Source organism: Pantoea sp. SGAir0183 (genome assembly GCF_043545505.1).
The window spans coordinates 1,505,868-1,525,763 of the sequence record NZ_CP028053.1; the positions used below are offsets into that span (position 1 = coordinate 1,505,868).

A 19,896-nucleotide genomic window follows, 5' to 3' on the forward strand; every position below is an offset into this window, starting at 1 on the left:
CGCGGCGGCTGCTGCGCCTTTTTTATGTCATCACCGTTTTTTAGCCAGGTAAATTATGGCCAGTGATAATACGACCGCGCAGCGCGAATATCTGCTGGAAATGACCAACGTCAGTAAATCATTTCCCGGCGTTAAAGCTCTCGACAACGTAAATTTAAAAGTGCGGCCTCACTCCGTTCATGCACTGATGGGTGAGAACGGCGCTGGTAAATCAACGTTGTTAAAATGTTTATTTGGTATCTACAAAAAAGATACCGGAAGTATTCTTTTTCAAGGGCAGGAAATAGATTTTAAAAGCTCCAAAGAGGCGCTGGAAAATGGCGTGTCAATGGTTCACCAGGAATTAAACCTGGTATTACAGCGTACCGTGATGGACAACATGTGGCTTGGGCGTTATCCACGCAAAGGCTTCTTTGTCGATCAGGAAAAAATGTACCGTGATACCAAAGCGATTTTTGACGAGCTGGATATTAACATCGATCCCCGTGACAAAGTCGCGCATCTCTCCGTCTCGCAAATGCAGATGATTGAGATTGCCAAAGCGTTTTCTTATGACGCCAAAATCGTGATCATGGATGAACCGACATCCTCGTTGACGGAAAAAGAAGTTAATCATCTGTTCACGATTATCCGTAAGCTGAAAGATCGCGGCTGCGGCATTGTTTATATTTCACATAAAATGGAAGAGATCTTCCAGTTGTGTGATGAAATTACGGTTCTGCGTGACGGTCAGTGGATTGCAACCCAGCCGCTCGAAGGGCTGGACATGGATAAGATTATCGCCATGATGGTGGGGCGTTCATTAAGCCAGCGCTTCCCGGATCGCGTAAATGTGCCGGGCGAGACCATTCTTGAGGTGCGCAATTTAACCTCTCTGCGTCAGCCTTCTATTCGTGATATTTCGTTTGATTTGCGTAAAGGGGAGATACTCGGTATTGCCGGGTTGGTCGGTGCAAAACGTACGGATATCGTCGAAACGCTGTTTGGCATTCGCGAAAAATCGGGCGGCACAATTAAACTGCACGGTAAAACGATTAATAATCACACGGCGAACGAAGCCATCAATCATGGCTTTGCTCTTGTGACGGAAGAACGTCGCTCTACCGGTATTTATGCGTTTCTGGATATTGGTTTTAATTCTCTCATCTCCAATATCAAAAAATATAAGAACAACATTGGTCTGCTGGATAATAAGCGTATGAAGAGTGATACCCAATGGGTTATCGACTCCATGCGGGTAAAAACGCCAGGCCACCATACCCAAATTGGTTCGCTTTCAGGTGGTAACCAACAGAAGGTGATTATTGGACGCTGGTTGCTGACGCAGCCCGAAATATTGATGCTCGATGAACCCACTCGCGGTATTGATGTGGGGGCCAAATTCGAGATTTACCAGCTGATGGCTGAGCTGGCAAAAAAAGAAAAGGGCATCATTATTATCTCTTCCGAAATGCCAGAGCTGTTAGGCATCACCGATCGTATTCTGGTCATGAGTAACGGTCTGGTCGCTGGCATTGTTGATACAAAAACGACTACGCAGAACGAAATATTGCGTTTAGCGTCATTACACCTTTAATGAAGTAAGGGCTGTTAACATGAAAGCGACTACAAAAAAGAATGCGCTAACCTGGCTGAAAGAGGGTGGCATTTATGTCGTGCTACTGGTACTGCTGGCGATTATTATTTTCCAGGATCCGACGTTCTTAAGTTTAATGAATCTGAGTAACATTCTGACCCAATCCTCGGTGCGTATTATCATCGCGCTGGGCGTTGCGGGACTGATTGTGACCCAGGGGACAGACCTGTCAGCCGGTCGTCAGGTTGGCCTCGCCGCTATCGTGGCCGCTTCGCTGCTGCAGGCTATGGATAACCCAAACAAAGTGTTTCCCCATCTGGAAACCGTACCGATTCCTGTGGTGATCCTGATTGTTTGTGCGATTGGTGCCGTTATTGGCCTGGTGAACGGCGTGATTATTGCTTACCTGAAAGTGACGCCGTTTATCACTACGTTGGGTACCATGATTATCGTTTACGGTATCAACTCGCTGTATTACGACTTCGTAGGCGCATCACCGATTGCAGGCTTCTATGACGGCTTCTCAACCTTTACGCAAGGCTTCCTGCGTTTCGGGGATTTTAAGCTGTCCTACATCACCTTCTATGCGGTGATTGCGATCGTGTTCGTCTGGATTCTGTGGAACAAAACGCGTTTCGGTAAAAACATTTTTGCCATCGGCGGTAACCCGGAAGCGGCAAAAGTCTCCGGCGTAAACGTTAACCTGAACCTGATTCTGATTTATGCGCTTTCAGGCGTGTTCTATGCTTTCGGCGGCATGCTGGAAGCGGGCCGTATCGGCTCGGCAACGAACAACCTTGGCTTTATGTACGAGCTGGATGCTATCGCGGCCTGCGTCGTCGGTGGTGTGTCTTTTGCCGGTGGTGTGGGGACGGTGGCCGGTGTCGTGACCGGTGTGTTGATCTTCACCGTCATCAACTACGGCTTGACCTATATCGGCATTAACCCTTACTGGCAGTATATCATCAAGGGCGGCATCATTATTTTTGCTGTGGCGCTCGACTCGCTGAAGTACGCACGTAAAAAATAACGGCAGAAGTCATCATGTAAGCTAAGCGGCCTGCGGGCCGCTTTTTTTATGGCACGGAAGCCGCCAGCCTGCGCCCGGAAGCAGGAAAGAACGCGGATTCACGGCGAGCCAGCAGGATGCCCGCTATGAGAGTGCGCGTTCGAATTGACTTTAATCAGGAACGGAAAGCTGTCCTGTGGACGCAAAATCCTGAGTCAGCAGATCAGCAGATCAGCAGATCAGCAGATCAGCAGATCAGCAGATCAGCAGATCAGCAGATCAGCAGATCAGCAGATCAGCAGATCAGCAGATCAGCAGGTCAGCAGGTCAGTAAGGTAAAGAAGCAGCAAATCCGCCGCGCTGGACTGACCGTCATCCTTGGTAACGATGCGTGATAAGCCCTGTCGCCATCGCAAAGTCCCGCGCTAAGCCTTGTTTCGCCATAGCAAGGATGCTACGTATCGGCGATGCACTCCTGTCAGAAAGGCATAGCCTGCCGCGCCGGCGTTATCATCCGTTCTCACAGTCTATCTTCACGCCAGGGTGAGCGGGCTGGCTGGCAGCCAGACAAAGGCGGCTTACTGATGGCGCTTTTGTTCCAGTTCCAGCAGTTGCTCAGGGGTGACAGCAGGATAGCTTTGCGCATCCTCCGGCACATCATGTACGGCGGGAATGGGCACCAGAGGCCCGAGAAAGCGCGGTTCACGCTTGAGGAGGTACAAATCTACCAGCGCGCCAAGACGTGCACCGACCTCACGCATGCGCACTGTCAGCATATTTTTCGGCGAGGGCACAGCGTAGCACTGAGCCTGAATGCCAAGGTGCAGGGCGATAAACAGCGCCCGCTCACAGTGGAAGCGTTGGGTGATGATAATAAAATCGTTGGTATCGAATACCTTGCGCGTGCGGACAATGGAGTCCAGCGTCCGAAAGCCCGCGTAATCCAGTACGATATCCGCCGGATCAACGCCACCTTTGATTAAATCGCGCCGCATGGTCATGGGTTCGTTATAGCTCTGCTGCGCATTGTCTCCGCTCAGCAGTAAATAGTTAATCTTGCCGCTGTTATAGGCGTTAAGCGCGCCCTGCATCCGGTACAGGTAGTACTGATTAATCACCCCGGTGCGGTAATATTTTGCCGTGCCCAGCACAACACCGACCTGACGATGGGGCAGTGAGGCCAGATTGTCGTAAATATAGGGGGCGGTTTTCCAGCTTATCCAGCGATCCAGGCCAAGCGCCGTCGCCACCATCGTTAAGATGATGAAAAGCAGAGCAATGAAAACGCGTTTCAACATGCGCCTGAGCACTCGAGATGAGAGGTTTTGGTGGGACAAGGCTACTTGAGCAACCCTCGCGAAGCAAGTTTACCCCGTCTGGCTGGTGCTATTTTAAGCAGCGCTGGATCGGAGGATGATCCAGCGCAGACCTTTTTAGATCGAGGTACGGCGGTAATGACGGTATTGCGGCAGCCAGAAGTTATTCGAAATAGACTGTGACAGCACGTCTTCCGAGGTCACCACGGCAACGCCCGCCAGTTGCGCGGCTTTGCCCACTTCCATTGCGATCACTTTCGACACGCCCTGAATATCTTTGATTTCAGGCAGTACCGGCCCTTCACCATCGTTGACCAGCGGCGAGCAGTCTGCCAGTGCGCGGCTGGCTGTCATCAGCATGGTATCGGTTACGCGTGATGCACCCGAGGCAATCACCCCTAAACCGATGCCCGGGAAGATATAGGAGTTGTTACACTGCGCGATCGGATAGGTTTTACCGTTCCATGAAACCGGTGAGAACGGGCTCCCGGTCGCGACCAGTGCAGCACCATCGGTCCAGGCGATAATATCCGCTGGCGTGGCTTCAACGCGCGAGGTGGGGTTAGAGAGCGGCATCACAATAGGACGTTTGCAGTGCTTGTGCATCTCGCGGATGATCTCTTCGGTGAACAGTCCGGGCTGGCCTGAAACCCCAATCAGAATATCGGGTTTGGCGTTGCGCACTACGTCCAGCAGCGAAATCGCATCACTGGCCGTATCCCAGTCTTTGAGGTTGTCGCTTTTCTGCACCAGCTTGCTCTGGAAATCGAGCAGGTTAGGCAACTTATCAGTGAGCAGGCCAAAGCGGTCGACCATCATTACGCGGCTACGCGCCTCTTCATCGCTCAGACCTTCCGACTTCATCTGTGCAATGATTTGCTCTGCGATACCGCAGCCGGCTGAACCTGCCCCCAGGAACACCACTTTTTGTTCGCACAAACGGCTTCCGGCAGCACGACTGGCGGCAATCAGAGTGCCCACGGTGACAGCAGCGGTGCCCTGAATATCATCGTTGAAGCAGCACACTTCATCGCGATAGCGCTCCAGCAGCGGCATTGCGTTTTTCTGCGCAAAGTCTTCAAACTGCAGCAGCACTTTCGGCCAGCGGCGTTTCACGGCCTGGATAAATTCATTAACGAATTCATCGTACTCCTCACCGGTGATACGTGGGTGACGCCAGCCCATATAAAGCGGATCGTTCAGCAGTTGCTGGTTATTGGTACCGACATCCAGCACCACCGGTAAGGTGTAAGCCGGACTGATGCCGCCGCACGCGGTATACAGCGACAGTTTACCAATCGGAATACCCATGCCGCCGATGCCCTGGTCACCCAGGCCCAGAATACGCTCACCGTCGGTCACCACGATGACTTTAACGTTCTGTTTGGTGGCGTTTTGCAGCATGTCTTCGATGTGTTCACGGTTGGGATATGAGATGAACACACCGCGGGCGCGGCGATAAATTTCAGAGAAGTGTTCGCAGGCTGCGCCGACGGTTGGCGTATAAATAATTGGCATCATCTCTTCAAGATGATTGTCCAGCAGACGGTAGAACAGGGTTTCGTTAGTGTCCTGAATATTGCGCAGGTAGACGTGCTTGTCGTTATTATTTTTGAAGTCCTGAAACTGACGCCATGCGCGTTTCGCCTGCTCTTCAATGGTTTCGACCGCTTCGGGCAGTAAGCCGTTGAGATTGAATTCGTTACGCTCTTCGATGCTGAAGGCGCTGCCCTTATTCAGCAGGGGAAATTCCAGCAGAATAGGGCCAGCGTAGGGAATATAGAGCGGGCGTTTACTTTCGTATTCGAGTTCCATGCAGTAATGCTCCGGTTGCGAGTGTTCCTGGCGCAATAAGAGGGTAGAGGACGCCAGTTTATTTTGATAAAGAAGGCCTGGCGTCAGATCCTATGAAATTTCTCGCGGATGTACAGCTTTTGTAAATAAAAGATTTAGAAACTGTTTAAAACCGTGCCCCGCATTACGCTTTACGCCAGCTCGATAACGTTAAGGTTGTCGCAGCCCAGCGCGCGCAGTGTTGCCTGCGTCGCTGAATACTGATCTAACGCAGGCTGTCGGGGCTGGGCCAGCGCTGCTGCCTGAATCGCCTCGCAGGATTCGCCGGCCATATTCAGCAAAATCAGTGCGGCCTGAAGCGGAGGCAGGCTGGGATTGAAGGCCGCATTTTCCGCATAGCGACCGCTAAAAATACGGCCTGAGGCGGTTTGCACTGCAACGCCACTGAACGCGCGGCTGTAAGGGGCATGACTCTGGTTGGCCGCGTCAATGGCCGCCTGCGACAGCGCATCTCCCGTGACAACAAAGCCATGATCCACCTTATCCATCAGCCGTTCGGTGATGTGCAGGTCGCCAGGACCGAAAGCGTCAGGCAGATAGTGCGCTAACGTCTGCACCGGGCGCTGGGGCAGGCTGATACGAATCGCCGTGCCGCTGTTAAGCTCATTCATGAACTGGCGGCAATGCCCGCACGGCGTGTAGTTGACGGTGATGGTCTCCAGGCGCGCTTCGCCGCGCAGCCAGGCGTGCGTAACAGCGCTTTGTTCTGCATGCACGGTTTGCTGCATGGTGGCACCGGCAAACTCCATATTGGCACCGAAATACCAGTTACCGCTTATCCCGCGTGCAATGGCACCGACGTTAAAATGGGACAGCGAGGCGACCGCGCAGGCCGCCGCGACCGGAAGCAGCGCCAGGGCGAGGGCGTCCGCATCCAGTTGGGTTTGCTGTTGCAGGAGGGTGACCTGATCGGCCCGCAGCATCGCGTCAAATCCCGGCTCACTCAGCACCGGACGAAGCGCGGTTTGCAGGGGAGCCGGCAGTAATTCAAAGGCAGAGTGGAAACGTGGATGCATGGAAGCCTCATTCAATCTTCAGGCAATGTGCCAGACATCGGTTTATATGTGATCTCTGTCGCTCTTACAATGCAACGTGTCTTAGAGTTTTCAACTTTGCGAGATCTCTCCCAAAGTTTTAGCCCAACCAGTGCAGTAGCAGCGGAAAAACAAAGGGGGCCAGTAACGACGTTACGATGCCGCAGATCACCAGTGCCAGCGAACTAAATGCCCCTTCCTGGAAGTCCAGTTCAGCCGCCCGGGCGGTTCCCAGCGCATGGGACGCATTACCAATCGCCAGACCGCGTGCCGCTTTACTTTTCACGCCCAACAGATTCAGCACCATATGGCCAAATACCGCACCGAGCACACCGGCTATCAGCACACAAATCGCACTGATAGCGGGAATGCCGTGCAGAGAGCCGGACACCGCCATCGCGATCGGTGTGGTGACGGATTTAGGTAAAATCGTGGCGGCGATTTCCGGCGTTGCCCCCATCCACAGGGCGATCGCCGTGCCGGAGGTCATTGCCGTCAGGCTGCCGATCAGGCATACGCCGATAATGGATTTCCAGCGGGCGCGAATCTGATGCATCTGCTCATACAGCGGCAGCGCCAGTGCGACCACGGCGGGCTGTAGCAGGGCATTAAGCACCTGGCTTCCGGCAAAGTAACGTGTATAGGGCAGTTGCAGTAACAGCAGGATGGGAATGATGATCGCCATCGAAACCAGCAAGGGGTTCAGCAGGGCAATCTTCAGCGCGGCAGCCAGTCTGCGCGCCAGGAAAAATGCGCCCAGCGTCAGGGGCAATGACCACCAGATATCACTCATCCTTCACCTCTTTCGTCGGCGCGCGCGAATGCAGCTTGTGGGCGCTTAACCCCACGATGCTCAGGACAGCGAAGGTACTGACAAGACACGAGACCACGATAGGGCCAAACTGCGCGGTCAGCAGATCGGTGTAATTCATGACGCCCACACTGATGGGAACGAACAGCAGCGCCATATAGCGAATGATAAGATGACAACCGGGCTTAACCCAGTGGACCGGCACGATTTGAGACGCGAGCAGGGTAAACAAAATCAGCATGCCAATAATGCTGCCGGGCAGCGTGATGGGCAGCAACCTTGCTACGCCGTTTCCGGCATATAAACAGAGATAGAGAAGGGTAAAAGCGCGCAGATAACGCCAACTTATCGCTAGCACGGTATGCATGACAGGCTCCTGTTTCCAACGAGCGTAATCCTACGCACTGACGGTCTGGCGTGCCAGCTGTCAGCGTAAGGCAGAACGGCCCTCCCTGCCATCAGATGCAGGAAGGGCGAACGCCTTATTTAACGGGCATACCCGGCACTGCGCCACTGTCGACAGACAACACGAACAGGTCTTTGCCGCCCGGCCCCGCAGACAGCACCATGCCTTCCGAGATGCCAAAGCGCATTTTACGTGGTGCCAGGTTCGCCACGATAATGGTCATTTTGCCGACAAGTACGGCCGGGTCAGGATAGGCTGCACGGATACCAGAGAAAATCTGGCGCTTCTCGCCGCCCAGATCCAACTCCAGACGCAGCAGTTTGTCTGAGCCGTCCACCAGTTCCGCTTTCTCAATCAGTGCCACGCGCATATCAACTTTGGCAAAGTCATCAATCGTGATGGTATCGCCAATCGGCGCATCCGCCAGTGGGCCGCTGACCGTCGGTTTACTGGCTTCAGCCGCGTCGGCTTTCGACGCTTCAATCAGGCCCTCGACTTTCGCCATCTCAATGCGACCATACAGGGCTTTAAACGGCGCAACCTGATGGTCGAGCAGCGGCTGCTGAATGGCGTCCCAGCTGAGTTCGCTGTTCAGGAAAGCTTCGGCTCGCTCGCTCAACGACGGCAGCACAGGCTTCAGCCAAGTCATCAGCACACGGAACAGGTTAATGCCCATGGAGCAAATAGCCTGCAGATCGGCATCACGGCCTTCCTGCTTCGCCACCACCCACGGTGCCTGCTCGTCAACATAACGGTTGGCCAGATCGGCCAGCGCCATAATTTCACGAATCGCCCGGCCAAATTCACGGCTTGCCCAGGCTTCGCCAATTTTTTCGGATGCGTCCAGGAAGGTTTGATAAAGCGCCGGGTCGGCCAGTTCTGCGGACAGCTTGCCGTCAAAGCGTTTGGTGATAAAACCGGCATTACGTGACGCCAGGTTGACCACTTTGTTCACAATGTCGGCGTTGACGCGCTGAACAAAATCTTCCAGATTCAGGTCGATGTCATCAATACGCGAAGAAAGCTTGGCCGCATAGTAATAGCGCAGGCTGTCGGCATCCAGATGCTGTAACCAGGTACTGGCTTTGATAAAGGTTCCGCGCGACTTCGACATTTTTGCGCCATTTACGGTCACATAGCCATGCACAAACAGGTTGTTGGGTTTGCGGAAGCCGCTGCCTTCCAGCATGGCAGGCCAGAACAGGCTGTGGAAGTAGACGATGTCTTTACCAATGAAGTGGTACAGCTCTGTGGTGGAATCCTGCTGCCAGAATTCGTCAAAACTGATGTCGCCGCGTTTGTCACACAGGTTTTTAAACGCGCCCATATAGCCGATCGGCGCATCCAGCCAGACGTAGAAGTACTTGCCCGGCGCGCCAGGAATTTCGAAGCCAAAGTACGGCGCATCACGGGAGATATCCCACTGTTGCAGACCGGATTCGAACCACTCCTGCATTTTATTTGCGACCTGCTCCTGCAGTGCGCCAGAACGCGTCCAGGCGCGCAGCATTTCGCTGAACGACGGCAGGTCAAAGAAGAAGTGCTCGGAATCACGCAGCACAGGGGGTGCACCGGACACCACTGATTTCGGATCGATCAGTTCGGTCGGGCTGTAGGTCGCGCTGCACACCTCGCAATTGTCGCCGTACTGGTCAGGCGCTTTACATTTCGGGCAGGTGCCTTTCACGAAACGGTCAGGCAGGAACATACCTTTTTCCGGATCGTACAGCTGAGAAATCGTGCGGTTCTTAATGAAACCGTTCTCTTTCAGGCGACCATAGATGAGCCCGGCCAGCTCACGGTTCTCGTCGCCATGCGTTGAGTGATAGTTATCATAGCTGATGTTAAAACCGGCAAAATCTGTTTCGTGCTCGTGTTTCATTTCAGCAATCATCTGTTCCGGCGCAATGCCCAACTGCTGAGCCTTCAGCATGATCGGCGTGCCGTGGGCGTCATCGGCGCAGATGAAGTAAACCTGATTGCCACGCATTCGCTGATAACGCACCCAAATGTCCGCCTGGATATGCTCGAGCATGTGGCCGAGATGAATTGAGCCGTTAGCGTAAGGCAGGGCGCAGGTTACCAGAATTTTTTTTGCGACTTGAGTCATAGTTTGCGTAGCTTTCAGTTAAGTAAAAAAACGGGCTTAGATGGTAACCGATGGGCACAGCCGCGTAAACATAAGGGATTTCCCGCCGCGCGGCCCGTGAAACGATCGGCATCTGATAGTATTGTTACTACATCGTTGAAAAACAGCATAAGCACAGCAGAAAAGGAGTGGGGATGACAGCGCAATCCCGGGAACCACATACACCAGAAGCCTTACGCGCCGTTGTGGCCGGCGTTCTGAACAGCTTTGAGCATCCGACGCTGCAACGTAACCTTATTACCCTGAAGGCGCTGCATCATGTGGCGCTGCTGGATGGGACGTTGCATATTGAACTGCGGATGCCTTTTGCCTGGCACAGCGCGTTTGAGACCTTAAAAGCAGACACCAGCGCTGAGCTACTGCGTCTGAGCGGCGCGCAGGCCATCGACTGGCGGTTAAGTCACGAGATTGCTACGTTGAAACGCGTGAAAAATCACCCTGGTGTTAACGGCGTGAAGAACATTATCGCGGTCAGCTCCGGTAAAGGCGGCGTGGGCAAATCGAGTACCGCAGTTAATATGGCGCTGGCGTTACTGGCTGAAGGCGCACGTGTGGGCATTCTGGATGCCGATATTTATGGCCCGTCCGTGCCCAACATGCTGGGCTGTGAAAAAGAGCGCCCGACCTCGCCTGACGGCACCCATATGGCGCCGATCATGTCCCATGGTCTGGCAACCAATTCCATCGGCTATCTGGTGACCGACGATAACGCGATGGTGTGGCGCGGCCCTATGGCCAGCAAAGCGCTGATGCAGTTACTTACCGAAACCCAGTGGCCCGACCTGGATTATCTGGTGCTGGATATGCCGCCAGGAACCGGAGATATCCAGTTAACGCTGGCGCAGAGTGTGCCCGTCACCGGTGCGCTGGTGGTCACTACGCCACAGGACATCGCGCTCATCGATGCACGCAAAGGCATGGTCATGTTCGAAAAGGTTAACGTCCCGGTGCTGGGCGTGGTGGAGAACATGAGTATCCACGTCTGCAGCCAGTGCGGTCACCATGAGCCTATTTTTGGTACCGGCGGAGCGCAACGGCTGGTGGACGACTATGGCACGCGGCTGCTGGCACAGCTTCCCCTGCATATTCATTTGCGTGAAGATCTGGATGATGGCGAGCCAACGGTGATTCGTCGGCCGGACAGTGAATTTGCGATGCTGTACCGTCAGCTCGCCGGACGTGTGGCCGCCCAGCTTTACTGGCAGGGCGAGGTGATTCCCGGCGATATCGCCTTCCGCGCGCTTTAACCCTTCTGCGCGTCGCTCTCATAGTGCGACGCCTGGGGATAATGCATTAACAGATAGCCGCCTTGCTCGCTTTCACCCTGGGAAATCACTTTCCAGCCATGTTGCAGGTAAAACGTCTGGGCGGCCTTGTTCATTTGCAGACACTTCAGCGCGCCGGTTGATGTAAAGCGTGACTGGACGGCCTCAAGCAGTGCACTGCCCACGCCGCGCCCCTGATAATCAGGATCCACATACAGGCTGTGTAAGAAATTATCGTTTTCCATCAGACCCGCGAATCCTGCCCGATGCCCGTCCAGCTCAGCCACTAAAACGGTTTCGCCGAGTATCACCTGATCGAAGTCTTCCAGCTGCCAGTCATCGTTGGCGATCCAGTCCCAGTTATGCCGACGGGCCGCCAGAAACAACGTCCGCAGGAAAGGACGGTCGGCCTCTGCAAATAATCGAATATGCACATCAAGCTCCGTTAAACATCTTTTAACAACCCTGGCAGGGATTCTCAAAAAAGTAAAAGCAGAACAAATGTCATCACTTTCCTTGTACACTGCCCGACGGTGCCTTATGGGAAAACAGCAAACGGCCTTCAGTTAACGCACAGGGGTTATTGCCTGGAAGCACGCAATATATCTTTTTGCGGGTAAATGAAGGTAAGAAAAGCGGTTTTTTCCCTTAACGATCAACGCGATCGGCGTTTGATAGCTTTCGTTTATTTTATTGATAACGAGGGCTTATTAGATGTTGGCCCGGAAAATTTGTAAGCTGCATCACATATTTTAAAGGAGGCCATCACATGTCCATTATCAACACCAAAATTAAGCCGTTCAAAAACAGTGCATTTAAAGACGGCCAGTTTATCGAAGTAACCGAGAAAGACGTTGAAGGTAAATGGAGTGTTTTCTTCTTTTATCCGGCTGACTTCACCTTTGTTTGCCCAACCGAACTGGGCGACGTCGCGGATCACTATGAAGAGTTCCAGAAACTGGGCGTGGACATCTACTCAGTGTCTACTGATACCCACTTTACCCACAAAGCCTGGCACGGATCTTCTGACACCATCGCAAAAATCAAATATGCGATGATCGGTGACCCAACTGGCGCGCTGACCCGCAACTTCGACATCATGCGCGAAGACGAAGGTCTGGCTGACCGTGGTACATTCATCGTTGACCCACAGGGTGTTATCCAGGCTGTAGAAATCACCGCTGAAGGTATTGGCCGTGATGCGTCTGACCTGCTGCGCAAAGTGAAAGCGGCGCAGTACGTGGCTTCTCACCCTGGTGAAGTGTGCCCGGCCAAATGGAAAGAAGGTGATGCGACTCTGGCGCCTTCGCTGGACCTGGTTGGCAAAATCTAATTTTCGCATCGCAACGTCGATCATTTTCTCATCGGGTGCTTCGGCACCCGATTTTTTGACCAGGAACTCACTATGCTTGATACCAATTTAAAAACGCAGCTCAAAGCTTATCTTGAGAAACTCACCAAGCCTGTGGAGTTGATTGCAACGCTGGATGATGGCGCAAAATCAACCGAGATTCGCAATCTGTTGGTCGATATCGCGAGCCTGTCTGACAAGGTCAGCTTTCGTGAAGAGAACGATCGTCAGGTGCGTAAACCCTCATTTTTAATCACTAACCCTGGTGCGGATCACGGCCCACGTTTTGCGGGTTCGCCGCTGGGTCATGAATTTACCTCACTGGTGCTGGCGCTGTTACAGACCGGTGGGCACCCGTCCAAAGAAGCACAAAATCTGCTTGATCAGATTGCGGCGCTGGATGGGGATTTCCATTTCGAAACCTATTATTCGCTGTCCTGCCACAACTGTCCGGATGTGGTACAGGCTCTGAACCTGATGGCGCTCCTGAACCCGCGCATCAGCCACACCGCGATTGACGGTGGCCTGTTCCAGAACGAAATTCAGGAACGGAATGTCATGGGCGTGCCGGCGGTTTTCCTGAACGGCAAAGAGTTTGGTCAGGGCCGCATGAGCCTGGCGGAGATCGTCAGTAAAGTCGACACCAATGCTGACAAGCGCGCAGCAGAAGCGCTGAATAAACGCGAAGCCTATGATGTGCTGATTATTGGCAGCGGTCCCGCTGGCGCAGCGGCCGCCATCTATTCTGCCCGTAAAGGCATCCGCACCGCCCTGATGGGTGAGCGTTTCGGCGGACAGGTACTGGATACCGTTGATATCGAAAACTATATTTCCGTGCAGAAAACGGAAGGGGCCAAACTGGCTGGCGCATTGCGTGCCCACGTTGACGATTACAGTGTTGATGTGATTGACAGTCAGAGCGCGATTAAACTGATTCCGTCTGCGGCGAAAGGCGGCCTGCACGCCATTGAAACGGCGTCAGGTGCCGTACTGAAATCCCGTAGCATCATCCTGGCGACCGGCGCGCGCTGGCGCAACATGGGCGTACCGGGGGAAGAGCAGTACCGTACTAAAGGTGTGACCTATTGCCCGCACTGTGACGGTCCGCTGTTCAAAGGTAAACGCACTGCCGTCATCGGTGGCGGTAACTCCGGCGTGGAAGCGGCTATCGATCTGGCTGGTATTGTTGAACACGTCACATTGCTGGAATTCGCCAGCGAAATGCGTGCAGACAAAGTGCTGCAGGACAAACTGCGCAGCCTGAAAAACGTGGATGTGATCCTGAATGCACAAACCACCGAAGTGAAAGGCGACGGCAGCAAAGTTACCGGCCTGCAATATCTGGATCGCACCAACCAGACAACCCATGAACTGGCGCTGTCAGGCATTTTTGTTCAGATTGGCCTGCTCCCTAACACCACCTGGCTGGAAGGGGCGGTTGAGCGCAACAAGATGGGTGAAATCATCATCGATGCAAAATGCGAAACCAGCCTGAAAGGCGTTTTCGCAGCAGGCGACTGCACCACGGTGCCTTACAAGCAAATCATCATTGCCAGCGGTGAAGGGGCAAAAGCCTCGCTGAGCGCTTTTGATTACCTGATTCGCACCCAACCTGCACACTAAGTTTTTCGGTGCAAAAGCCAGCCCTGTAACCTGTGTTACAGGGCTTTTTAATATCCGGCCAGCGTCATTAACATCATCCACAGCGGCGTGGTTATCGCGGCAAAAAGGGTGGAAAGCAGCATACTGGCGGCCGTGGGGCCGGTAATCACGTTAAATTTCTGCGACATCAGGTAGACATACACACCGACCGCCATCGACCCCAGCAGCACTACCACTTTACTTTCCAGCGCAGGCAGACCCGTCAGCCAGGCGATCGCCCAGACACACAGCGGCTGCAGAATCAGTTTCAACGCACAAATCGTGTAACTCTCTTTCAAGCCTTCCCGCACCCGATAGTGCGCCAGGCCCATGCCGAGAGTGACCAACGATAAGGGTGCGGCGATGGACGCCAGCATGCGCAGCGGTTCAGCGGCGATGGCGGGAAGCGGCCGCTGCAACAGGCTCCAGGCGGTGCCTGATAAGATGCCAATAATTAACGGATTCCTGAGCACGCTAATCAAGGTGCGCTTAAAGCCCTGAAGGGAAAAACTGCCCTGTTTCGACCATTCCACCGAGACGGTGAGTAATGTCCAGAGGATCAGACTGTTAAACACCAGCACCAGCGCAACCGATGGCAAGGCACCGGGGCCCAGCAGGACGGTAGCGACCGGAATACCCAGCATAACGTTATTTGAAAAGACCCCGCCCAGGGCAAAGACCGAACCGGCCACGCCATCCAGATGAAACAGACGCGAGGCAAGGATTCGGCCCACGATAAACACCAGCAGACAACTGCCAAAGAATGCCAGAAGCAGGCGCACATCGACTGCGGGACTGTTGTAAAAGTCACTCATGATGCGAAACAGCATGCAGGGCAGGGCAACGTTAAAGACAAACCGGTTCATGCCTTCGCTGATGCTCAGCGGCCATTTGCCCCATTTCGTCAGGCAATAACCCAGGAAAATAAGAATAAACAGCGGGGCTGACAGGTAAATCTGGTGTCCTAATGTATCCAGCAGGAAGGGCATAAGCGTAAGCAGTCCAGTGACTCAGTAAGGGCAAGACTACCAAATTGCGTCGGCCGCGTAACCTGGCAAAACGTGTACCCGACCCGCGAATTTACCCTAGCCAGCGGCGCGCCTGGTCATCACTGATATCGCGATAATACACCCGATGGATAACCGTATCGCAACGCTGACAACGGGCAGAAAGATAAGTGGAATAATAGTGTCGGCCAGAAGGAGAAAGGGCACCCTGACGGGTAATGGTGATGTCAGTCCATCGGTGACGATGAGGGATAAGCGCTAAAAATCGCATCATGCTTCCTGTCAAGTATGAAGTGTTCTGGTAATTTTTAACTACGTGATATGAAGATTTATTGTTGCGATGTTGTAGGCAGGTGTTTGTTATTGCTGGGCATTCTGATATTGGTGAAGGATATAATTTACTCGCGTAAATACCTTTACTGCTCTGACGTGCAAATTTTAAGCCCGCAGCATTAAGCCTTTTTTCGTGCGGTGGGGAGTTGATCGGGATCATGTAAAAGTCTCGCCCGCCAGGTTGAAAAAAGAATAAGCACCTTGCTTAAATTTAGGGGCTTACTTATTCTTCTTTGCGTAACACGACTCGGGGTGCCCTTCTTTGTGAAGGCTGAGAAAAACCCGTATTACCTGATCTGGATAATGCCAGCGTAGGCTTCCAAGATTCTGATTAATATTCATGTGGTTACATTTCTTTTTGTCCGTGCGAAATGCACTTGAGGTACAAAAAGGGCGTAATCATGAGGTGCAGAACTCTTCCATACACGTTTCAACGAAACGGTAACTACTATCTTCAAATCCGGCTTTCGAATGGTCGGATGTATAAAAAATCACTTCTTACTGATAGCTATCACCAAGCCTCAGCTTTGATGATTAACATCACTCCGCACATCCCATTTGTTAAATCATTAGCAACTCCGACTCCGATGTTTGACGCGTTTATCTCAAACCTGATCATGTCAGAACGTAGGTCTGTGACACTTCCGCTGCTATCCAGTCTACCGCTTGTTGTATCACCTAAAATTGGGGAGCCATCGTCACAAGTTGAACCGGAAAACGTATTAAATCTCTCTGATGCTTGGGCTATGTATAAAGTCGAAAAGGGGAGGAATTGGACTAAATCGATCTCAATGGCGAATGAACGTTATATTGAGGTATTGCTTGTAGTGTTGGGGGAAAATACGGATGTAACTGCGATCACCAAACAGGACATTAAACAGGTGATGGAAGTCGTTGAAAATCTCCCTAAGCGTGTTGTTCAGCCATATCGCTCAATGACCATTCGGCAGTTGATAGATTGTGATGACGTGCCAACTGATGAGCTTGTGGGCTTTGAGGCTATCCATAAGCATCTCAAGCTCTACAAATCCTTATTCAAAACATTTCTCACCGAAGGCAAAGATATTTTACCTAAGTCGCCCACTGAGGGCGTAGTGGCGGCACCATCAAAAGCCAGATTTGGTGCATACAGTTCGGCGGAGATGAAGAAGTTTGTAGAGTGGGCACTTAAGCAGCCGGATGGCTGGCAGAAGTGGATTACATTATTGTTGGCGTACACTGGAGCCAGGAGAGGTGAAATTGCCAAACTGGAAAAATCACAAATCAGATATGATGAGGATAGCCAGCGGTATTATTTCCTGATTGCAGAAGGAGGGAAGGGGAAAACAGAAAATGCCACCCGGCAAGTAGTAATTCACCCTAAGCTGATCGAATGGGGATTTATGGATTATGTTGAGCACCAATGGAAAGAGCGGATTTTTTCAGAGGTAGCGGGCACAAACATGACAAAGATTGGTAAAGAATTTGCAAATGTGCGTGATCAGCTTGGTATTTCTTACTTAGACGACTTTGGACAGCGTAGGCTTCTGCATAGCATTCGTCACTCTGTTTGCTCTGCTGCGATGGCTGGATGGGTTAAGAATATCTTACATCTGCAACAAACGGTAGGACATGAGAAAAGTGGTGGTATAACTAAACGCTATTTGCATACTTTCCCAATATCTTCAATTTGTTACGTGATTGATGGGATTAGCTGGGTTTGATATTTAAATATAATGATTAAGAAGCGAGTTAAGCAATATGGAAAAATATTGTTAGAATAACCCAAAATTGAGCTGACATACAATGATAATGAAGATTTTTCATTAAAATAAAATCCGGCAGAGTCTGCCGGATTTTGCAAATTAATTATCAGAGTTAAGTACTCTTGAAAACTGCTGCTCATAGTAGATTAGCGTTGCGGGTTCTAAATAGTAATCAGGTTTTAATTTAAAGTTATTGAAAGCCAAGTTTTTTATTATATTAAAATCAACCATGTTATGCTTTATTCCTGAAGTAACCTTGTAGGCATAAGATAAAATCTGTAAAATCATATATTCATAAAAATGTCCCTGAATGAGATGCTTAAAATCAAGCTCAGTTGCAGTCAGCAGTTGATGAAGTTCTGGTATTGATTTAACATCATCAGGGATTTTTCTAAAAAGCCTTTTTATTTCACTTAATGGCAAAGGGTACTTTAAGTTAACATCATATCTAAATCCTTTATCTCCTCCTTTTTTGCTAACGGGGAAGATTCCCTTGCCAAAATATGTTGTTATTAAATTCACTCTATTAATTAAACACAATCTTCGAAGTGAGCGATTAATTTTATTATGAACGATACAACAAGCGGCTTCAGAATCCAAGCTTAGCAAGCTTACAAGTTCTAAATAAAGCTTAGATGACCAGAAATCATTTTCCCAACTATAGCCATGTGTAACTATTAGTTTATCGAAACTTGTTCTTGTATAATAGATGCCATCATAATCGCGGTCAATAATAGCAAAAGAATTGTTTATTTTTTCTTTAATGATTTTGTCGTGATAATCCAGCACATTTTCTTTACACCCAACGATTTTTATTTTTATATTGTTGTGAGGTGAAAACACTTTGAACAATGAAGAGTAAAATATGGCATCGAATACTTTTGTATCATCATGAACTTGATCGTTATCAATGTTTTCCAATGTTCTACCTTCGATATAAGCAATAGCTTCTACCTTATAAAACTTATTGTAATTTCTTAGGCCACTTGCTGTTCTTGAGAAAGTCATGACACGAGATCCTCCATGTCAATAACTGCATCTTGTTCAAACCCTACAATATCTGGTGAGTGAGTGGCAAATATAATTTGTGCGTTGGGGTTTAGTTTGGTTATCGCTCCAATTAATTGCTCTTGCCAAATTACATGCAAAGATAGTTCTGGCTCATCAGCTATATATATAACATGGTTTGAATGTTGCAGGAGTGTTTCGCCAAGTATTATTAATAATTGTTTTTCACCCGAGGATAACTCTTCCAAGCCAATTAACCTACCATCTTTAGTCATAACTACAAGTTCATTTTTATCAGAAACAGAGAATTTCTTACGGCCATTAAACATAGAGTTAAGTAGAGATATGAAATTATCTCTGGGTTTGAAAATATCAGATTTTTTTGTTTGAAGTATTTCGTAATCAGCCACTAAAGTGTGGGCACGCCAAGAATTATAAATAACAGAAAAATCATCTACAGATATTGATCTTACATTATCTCTTTTTTTTACTTTTTCTAAACGTGAAAAGTGATCATTCAATTTCTTTAAATAATATTTGTTCTCAACACCTAAAACATCAAAAACTTCAACAAGAGTTTTTCGCTCTTGATCAATGTCTATAGAGCTTGAAAATTGAAAAATTGGATTTGCTCCCTCATTATTAATTAGAGCAAGAAAACTTTTTTTCTGAAATTCAATGGTATGATCGGAAAATTGCTGCGATAAAACTGAAAAATAGCGAACAAGATTATTGTTAAGGTCGATTATCTTATGGTCTATAGTTGATAATGCTCGCTTTTCAACCTCTCTTGTATATAAATTATCAGCTCTATTAACTGATAACCAAGAAACTTTAATTAAATCACCTAAAAGAAGATTGATTTCATTTAATGTGTGGGCTTCTTGATTACTCCCTCTTCTTCTACTAACAATCCGACCGCCATCCTTCGTTTCCATGTAAACTCGATCAAATCTGGCATCAAAGGGAATTATAATTGGTTGATCTTTAGCCGCTTTTTGTATTTCATACGTTAAAATGTCATCAGAAATCAACGTGTTTTTTGTTACTCGAATACTTGGTCGACGCGAACCGCCTACCTCTTTTAATCTTATAACGATGCTTTCAAATTCAATACGTAATAATTTTTCAAAATCAAAAGTAAGTGCCGCAGCCAATAAATTAATAAGTGTAGTTTTCCCCGTGCCGTTAACTCCTATTATAAAATTGGTTTTATTATTAAGAAGTATGTTAATATCTTGATGCCCCCACAACCCTCTTATATAAACAGATGTTATAGTATTCATTGTCTTCCTCATGGAGTGCGAGTGGAAAGTAAGGTGTGTAAAAGGAAATTCTAAACATTATTTAACGTTCCGTAAACTGGAAAATATTAAAGCATATAAAGTTTT

General features: G+C 50.0%; 18 protein-coding genes and 1 riboswitch. Of the genes, 7 read left to right on the top strand and 11 right to left on the bottom strand.

All coding sequences use genetic code 11. The features are described from left to right. Positions 1-55 precede the first annotated feature (55 nt). The 3 genes from mglA (at position 56) to C1N59_RS07115 (ending at position 2,980) form a co-directional block, all read left to right on the top strand. On the top strand, positions 56-1,576 hold the full coding sequence (mglA, locus tag C1N59_RS07105; protein ID WP_006119927.1) for a galactose/methyl galactoside ABC transporter ATP-binding protein MglA: 1,521 nt from the start codon (positions 56-58) through the stop codon (positions 1,574-1,576). Between the two features lie 19 nt (positions 1,577-1,595). Beyond that, a complete protein-coding gene (gene mglC / locus C1N59_RS07110) occupies positions 1,596-2,606 on the top strand; it encodes a galactose/methyl galactoside ABC transporter permease MglC (protein ID WP_006119926.1) in 1,011 nt (336 codons plus the stop codon). Between the two features lie 125 nt (positions 2,607-2,731). Further along, positions 2,732-2,980: a hypothetical protein gene (locus C1N59_RS07115; protein ID WP_394550471.1), complete on the top strand. Its 249-nt coding sequence runs from the start codon at positions 2,732-2,734 to the stop codon at positions 2,978-2,980. A gap of 183 nt (positions 2,981-3,163) precedes the next feature. Here the strand turns inward: C1N59_RS07115 and sanA are convergent, their stop codons facing one another. The 6 genes from sanA to metG all read right to left on the bottom strand — a co-directional run bounded on the left by sanA (position 3,164) and on the right by metG (position 10,116). Next, entirely contained in the window at positions 3,164-3,883 is a 720-nt protein-coding gene (gene sanA, locus C1N59_RS07120; RefSeq protein ID WP_006119925.1) for an outer membrane permeability protein SanA, read from the bottom strand. Between the two features lie 135 nt (positions 3,884-4,018). Then, entirely contained in the window at positions 4,019-5,716 is a 1,698-nt protein-coding gene (locus C1N59_RS07125; RefSeq protein ID WP_006119924.1) for an NAD-dependent malic enzyme, read from the bottom strand. A 170-nt stretch (positions 5,717-5,886) separates the two neighbouring features. Further along, on the bottom strand, positions 5,887-6,771 hold the full coding sequence (cdd, locus tag C1N59_RS07130; protein ID WP_205956592.1) for a cytidine deaminase: 885 nt from the start codon (positions 6,769-6,771) through the stop codon (positions 5,887-5,889). Positions 6,772-6,889: 118 nt separating this feature from the next. Continuing rightward, on the bottom strand, positions 6,890-7,582 hold the full coding sequence (locus C1N59_RS07135; RefSeq protein WP_394550472.1) for a CidB/LrgB family autolysis modulator: 693 nt from the start codon (positions 7,580-7,582) through the stop codon (positions 6,890-6,892). Then, on the bottom strand, positions 7,575-7,967 hold the full coding sequence (locus tag C1N59_RS07140) for a CidA/LrgA family protein (protein ID WP_033740547.1): 393 nt from the start codon (positions 7,965-7,967) through the stop codon (positions 7,575-7,577). The genes C1N59_RS07135 and C1N59_RS07140 overlap by 8 nt, the downstream gene beginning before the upstream one ends. 115 nt (positions 7,968-8,082) lie before the next feature. Next, positions 8,083-10,116: a methionine--tRNA ligase gene (metG, locus tag C1N59_RS07145; RefSeq protein WP_394550473.1), complete on the bottom strand. Its 2,034-nt coding sequence runs from the start codon at positions 10,114-10,116 to the stop codon at positions 8,083-8,085. 173 nt (positions 10,117-10,289) lie between these two features. Here metG and apbC point away from each other — a divergent pair, with 173 nt between their 5' ends. Then, positions 10,290-11,402, top strand: a complete 1,113-nt coding sequence (apbC, locus tag C1N59_RS07150; RefSeq protein ID WP_033740543.1) for an iron-sulfur cluster carrier protein ApbC — start codon at positions 10,290-10,292, stop codon at positions 11,400-11,402. Here the strand turns inward: apbC and C1N59_RS07155 are convergent. Beyond that, positions 11,399-11,854: a GNAT family N-acetyltransferase gene (locus C1N59_RS07155; RefSeq protein ID WP_054633457.1), complete on the bottom strand. Its 456-nt coding sequence runs from the start codon at positions 11,852-11,854 to the stop codon at positions 11,399-11,401. The genes apbC and C1N59_RS07155 overlap by 4 nt on opposite strands. Positions 11,855-12,189: 335 nt before the next feature. On the opposite strand from C1N59_RS07155, the gene ahpC reads away from it, so the two are divergent. Next, positions 12,190-12,753, top strand: a complete 564-nt coding sequence (gene ahpC, locus C1N59_RS07160; RefSeq protein WP_033740540.1) for an alkyl hydroperoxide reductase subunit C — start codon at positions 12,190-12,192, stop codon at positions 12,751-12,753. A gap of 72 nt (positions 12,754-12,825) precedes the next feature. Then, the gene (gene ahpF, locus C1N59_RS07165; protein WP_054633458.1) at positions 12,826-14,394 is read left to right on the top strand and encodes an alkyl hydroperoxide reductase subunit F; all 1,569 of its coding nucleotides are present in this window, start codon (positions 12,826-12,828) and stop codon (positions 14,392-14,394) included. Between the two features lie 47 nt (positions 14,395-14,441). On the opposite strand, the gene C1N59_RS07170 is transcribed toward ahpF, so the two are convergent. Both C1N59_RS07170 and C1N59_RS07175 read right to left on the bottom strand, forming a co-directional pair. Beyond that, on the bottom strand, positions 14,442-15,401 hold the full coding sequence (locus tag C1N59_RS07170; protein WP_394550474.1) for an AEC family transporter: 960 nt from the start codon (positions 15,399-15,401) through the stop codon (positions 14,442-14,444). Between the two features lie 91 nt (positions 15,402-15,492). Further along, positions 15,493-15,690 (bottom strand): hypothetical protein, encoded by a 198-nt coding sequence (locus C1N59_RS07175; RefSeq protein ID WP_394550798.1) that lies wholly within the window; start codon positions 15,688-15,690, stop codon positions 15,493-15,495. A 300-nt stretch (positions 15,691-15,990) separates the two neighbouring features. After that, a riboswitch (TPP riboswitch) is annotated at positions 15,991-16,085 on the top strand. A 68-nt stretch (positions 16,086-16,153) separates the two neighbouring features. On the opposite strand from C1N59_RS07175, the gene C1N59_RS07180 reads away from it, so the two are divergent. Next, positions 16,154-17,455 carry a tyrosine-type recombinase/integrase gene (locus C1N59_RS07180; RefSeq protein WP_394550475.1) on the top strand — a complete coding sequence of 434 codons (1,302 nt, stop codon included), beginning with the start codon at positions 16,154-16,156 and terminating at the stop codon, positions 17,453-17,455. Between the two features lie 141 nt (positions 17,456-17,596). Here C1N59_RS07180 and C1N59_RS07185 read toward each other — a convergent pair whose 3' ends face one another. Together C1N59_RS07185 and C1N59_RS07190 are read right to left on the bottom strand one after the other, a co-directional pair. Further along, positions 17,597-18,505, bottom strand: coding sequence for a hypothetical protein (locus C1N59_RS07185; protein ID WP_394550476.1), 909 nt, complete (start codon positions 18,503-18,505; stop codon positions 17,597-17,599). After that, positions 18,502-19,791 carry an AAA family ATPase gene (locus C1N59_RS07190; protein ID WP_394550477.1) on the bottom strand — a complete coding sequence of 430 codons (1,290 nt, stop codon included), beginning with the start codon at positions 19,789-19,791 and terminating at the stop codon, positions 18,502-18,504. Before C1N59_RS07190 ends, C1N59_RS07185 begins: the two co-directional genes overlap by 4 nt. Positions 19,792-19,896: the final 105 nt, after the last annotated feature.

What these genes read in the sequence shown, in the direction of transcription:
- mglA (WP_006119927.1), top strand. Translation starts at nt 56, where the DNA reads ATGGCCAGTGATAATACGACCGCGCAGCGCGAATATCTGCTGGAAATG.
- mglC (WP_006119926.1), top strand. Translation starts at nt 1,596, where the DNA reads ATGAAAGCGACTACAAAAAAGAATGCGCTAACCTGGCTGAAAGAGGGT.
- C1N59_RS07115 (WP_394550471.1), top strand. Translation starts at nt 2,732, where the DNA reads ATGAGAGTGCGCGTTCGAATTGACTTTAATCAGGAACGGAAAGCTGTC.
- sanA (WP_006119925.1), bottom strand. Translation starts at nt 3,883, where the DNA reads ATGTTGAAACGCGTTTTCATTGCTCTGCTTTTCATCATCTTAACGATG.
- C1N59_RS07125 (WP_006119924.1), bottom strand. Translation starts at nt 5,716, where the DNA reads ATGGAACTCGAATACGAAAGTAAACGCCCGCTCTATATTCCCTACGCT.
- cdd (WP_205956592.1), bottom strand. Translation starts at nt 6,771, where the DNA reads ATGCATCCACGTTTCCACTCTGCCTTTGAATTACTGCCGGCTCCCCTG.
- C1N59_RS07135 (WP_394550472.1), bottom strand. Translation starts at nt 7,582, where the DNA reads ATGAGTGATATCTGGTGGTCATTGCCCCTGACGCTGGGCGCATTTTTC.
- C1N59_RS07140 (WP_033740547.1), bottom strand. Translation starts at nt 7,967, where the DNA reads ATGCATACCGTGCTAGCGATAAGTTGGCGTTATCTGCGCGCTTTTACC.
- metG (WP_394550473.1), bottom strand. Translation starts at nt 10,116, where the DNA reads ATGACTCAAGTCGCAAAAAAAATTCTGGTAACCTGCGCCCTGCCTTAC.
- apbC (WP_033740543.1), top strand. Translation starts at nt 10,290, where the DNA reads ATGACAGCGCAATCCCGGGAACCACATACACCAGAAGCCTTACGCGCC.
- ahpC (WP_033740540.1), top strand. Translation starts at nt 12,190, where the DNA reads ATGTCCATTATCAACACCAAAATTAAGCCGTTCAAAAACAGTGCATTT.
- ahpF (WP_054633458.1), top strand. Translation starts at nt 12,826, where the DNA reads ATGCTTGATACCAATTTAAAAACGCAGCTCAAAGCTTATCTTGAGAAA.
- C1N59_RS07170 (WP_394550474.1), bottom strand. Translation starts at nt 15,401, where the DNA reads ATGCCCTTCCTGCTGGATACATTAGGACACCAGATTTACCTGTCAGCC.
- C1N59_RS07175 (WP_394550798.1), bottom strand. Translation starts at nt 15,690, where the DNA reads ATGCGATTTTTAGCGCTTATCCCTCATCGTCACCGATGGACTGACATC.
- C1N59_RS07180 (WP_394550475.1), top strand. Translation starts at nt 16,154, where the DNA reads ATGAGGTGCAGAACTCTTCCATACACGTTTCAACGAAACGGTAACTAC.
- C1N59_RS07185 (WP_394550476.1), bottom strand. Translation starts at nt 18,505, where the DNA reads ATGACTTTCTCAAGAACAGCAAGTGGCCTAAGAAATTACAATAAGTTT.
- C1N59_RS07190 (WP_394550477.1), bottom strand. Translation starts at nt 19,791, where the DNA reads ATGAATACTATAACATCTGTTTATATAAGAGGGTTGTGGGGGCATCAA.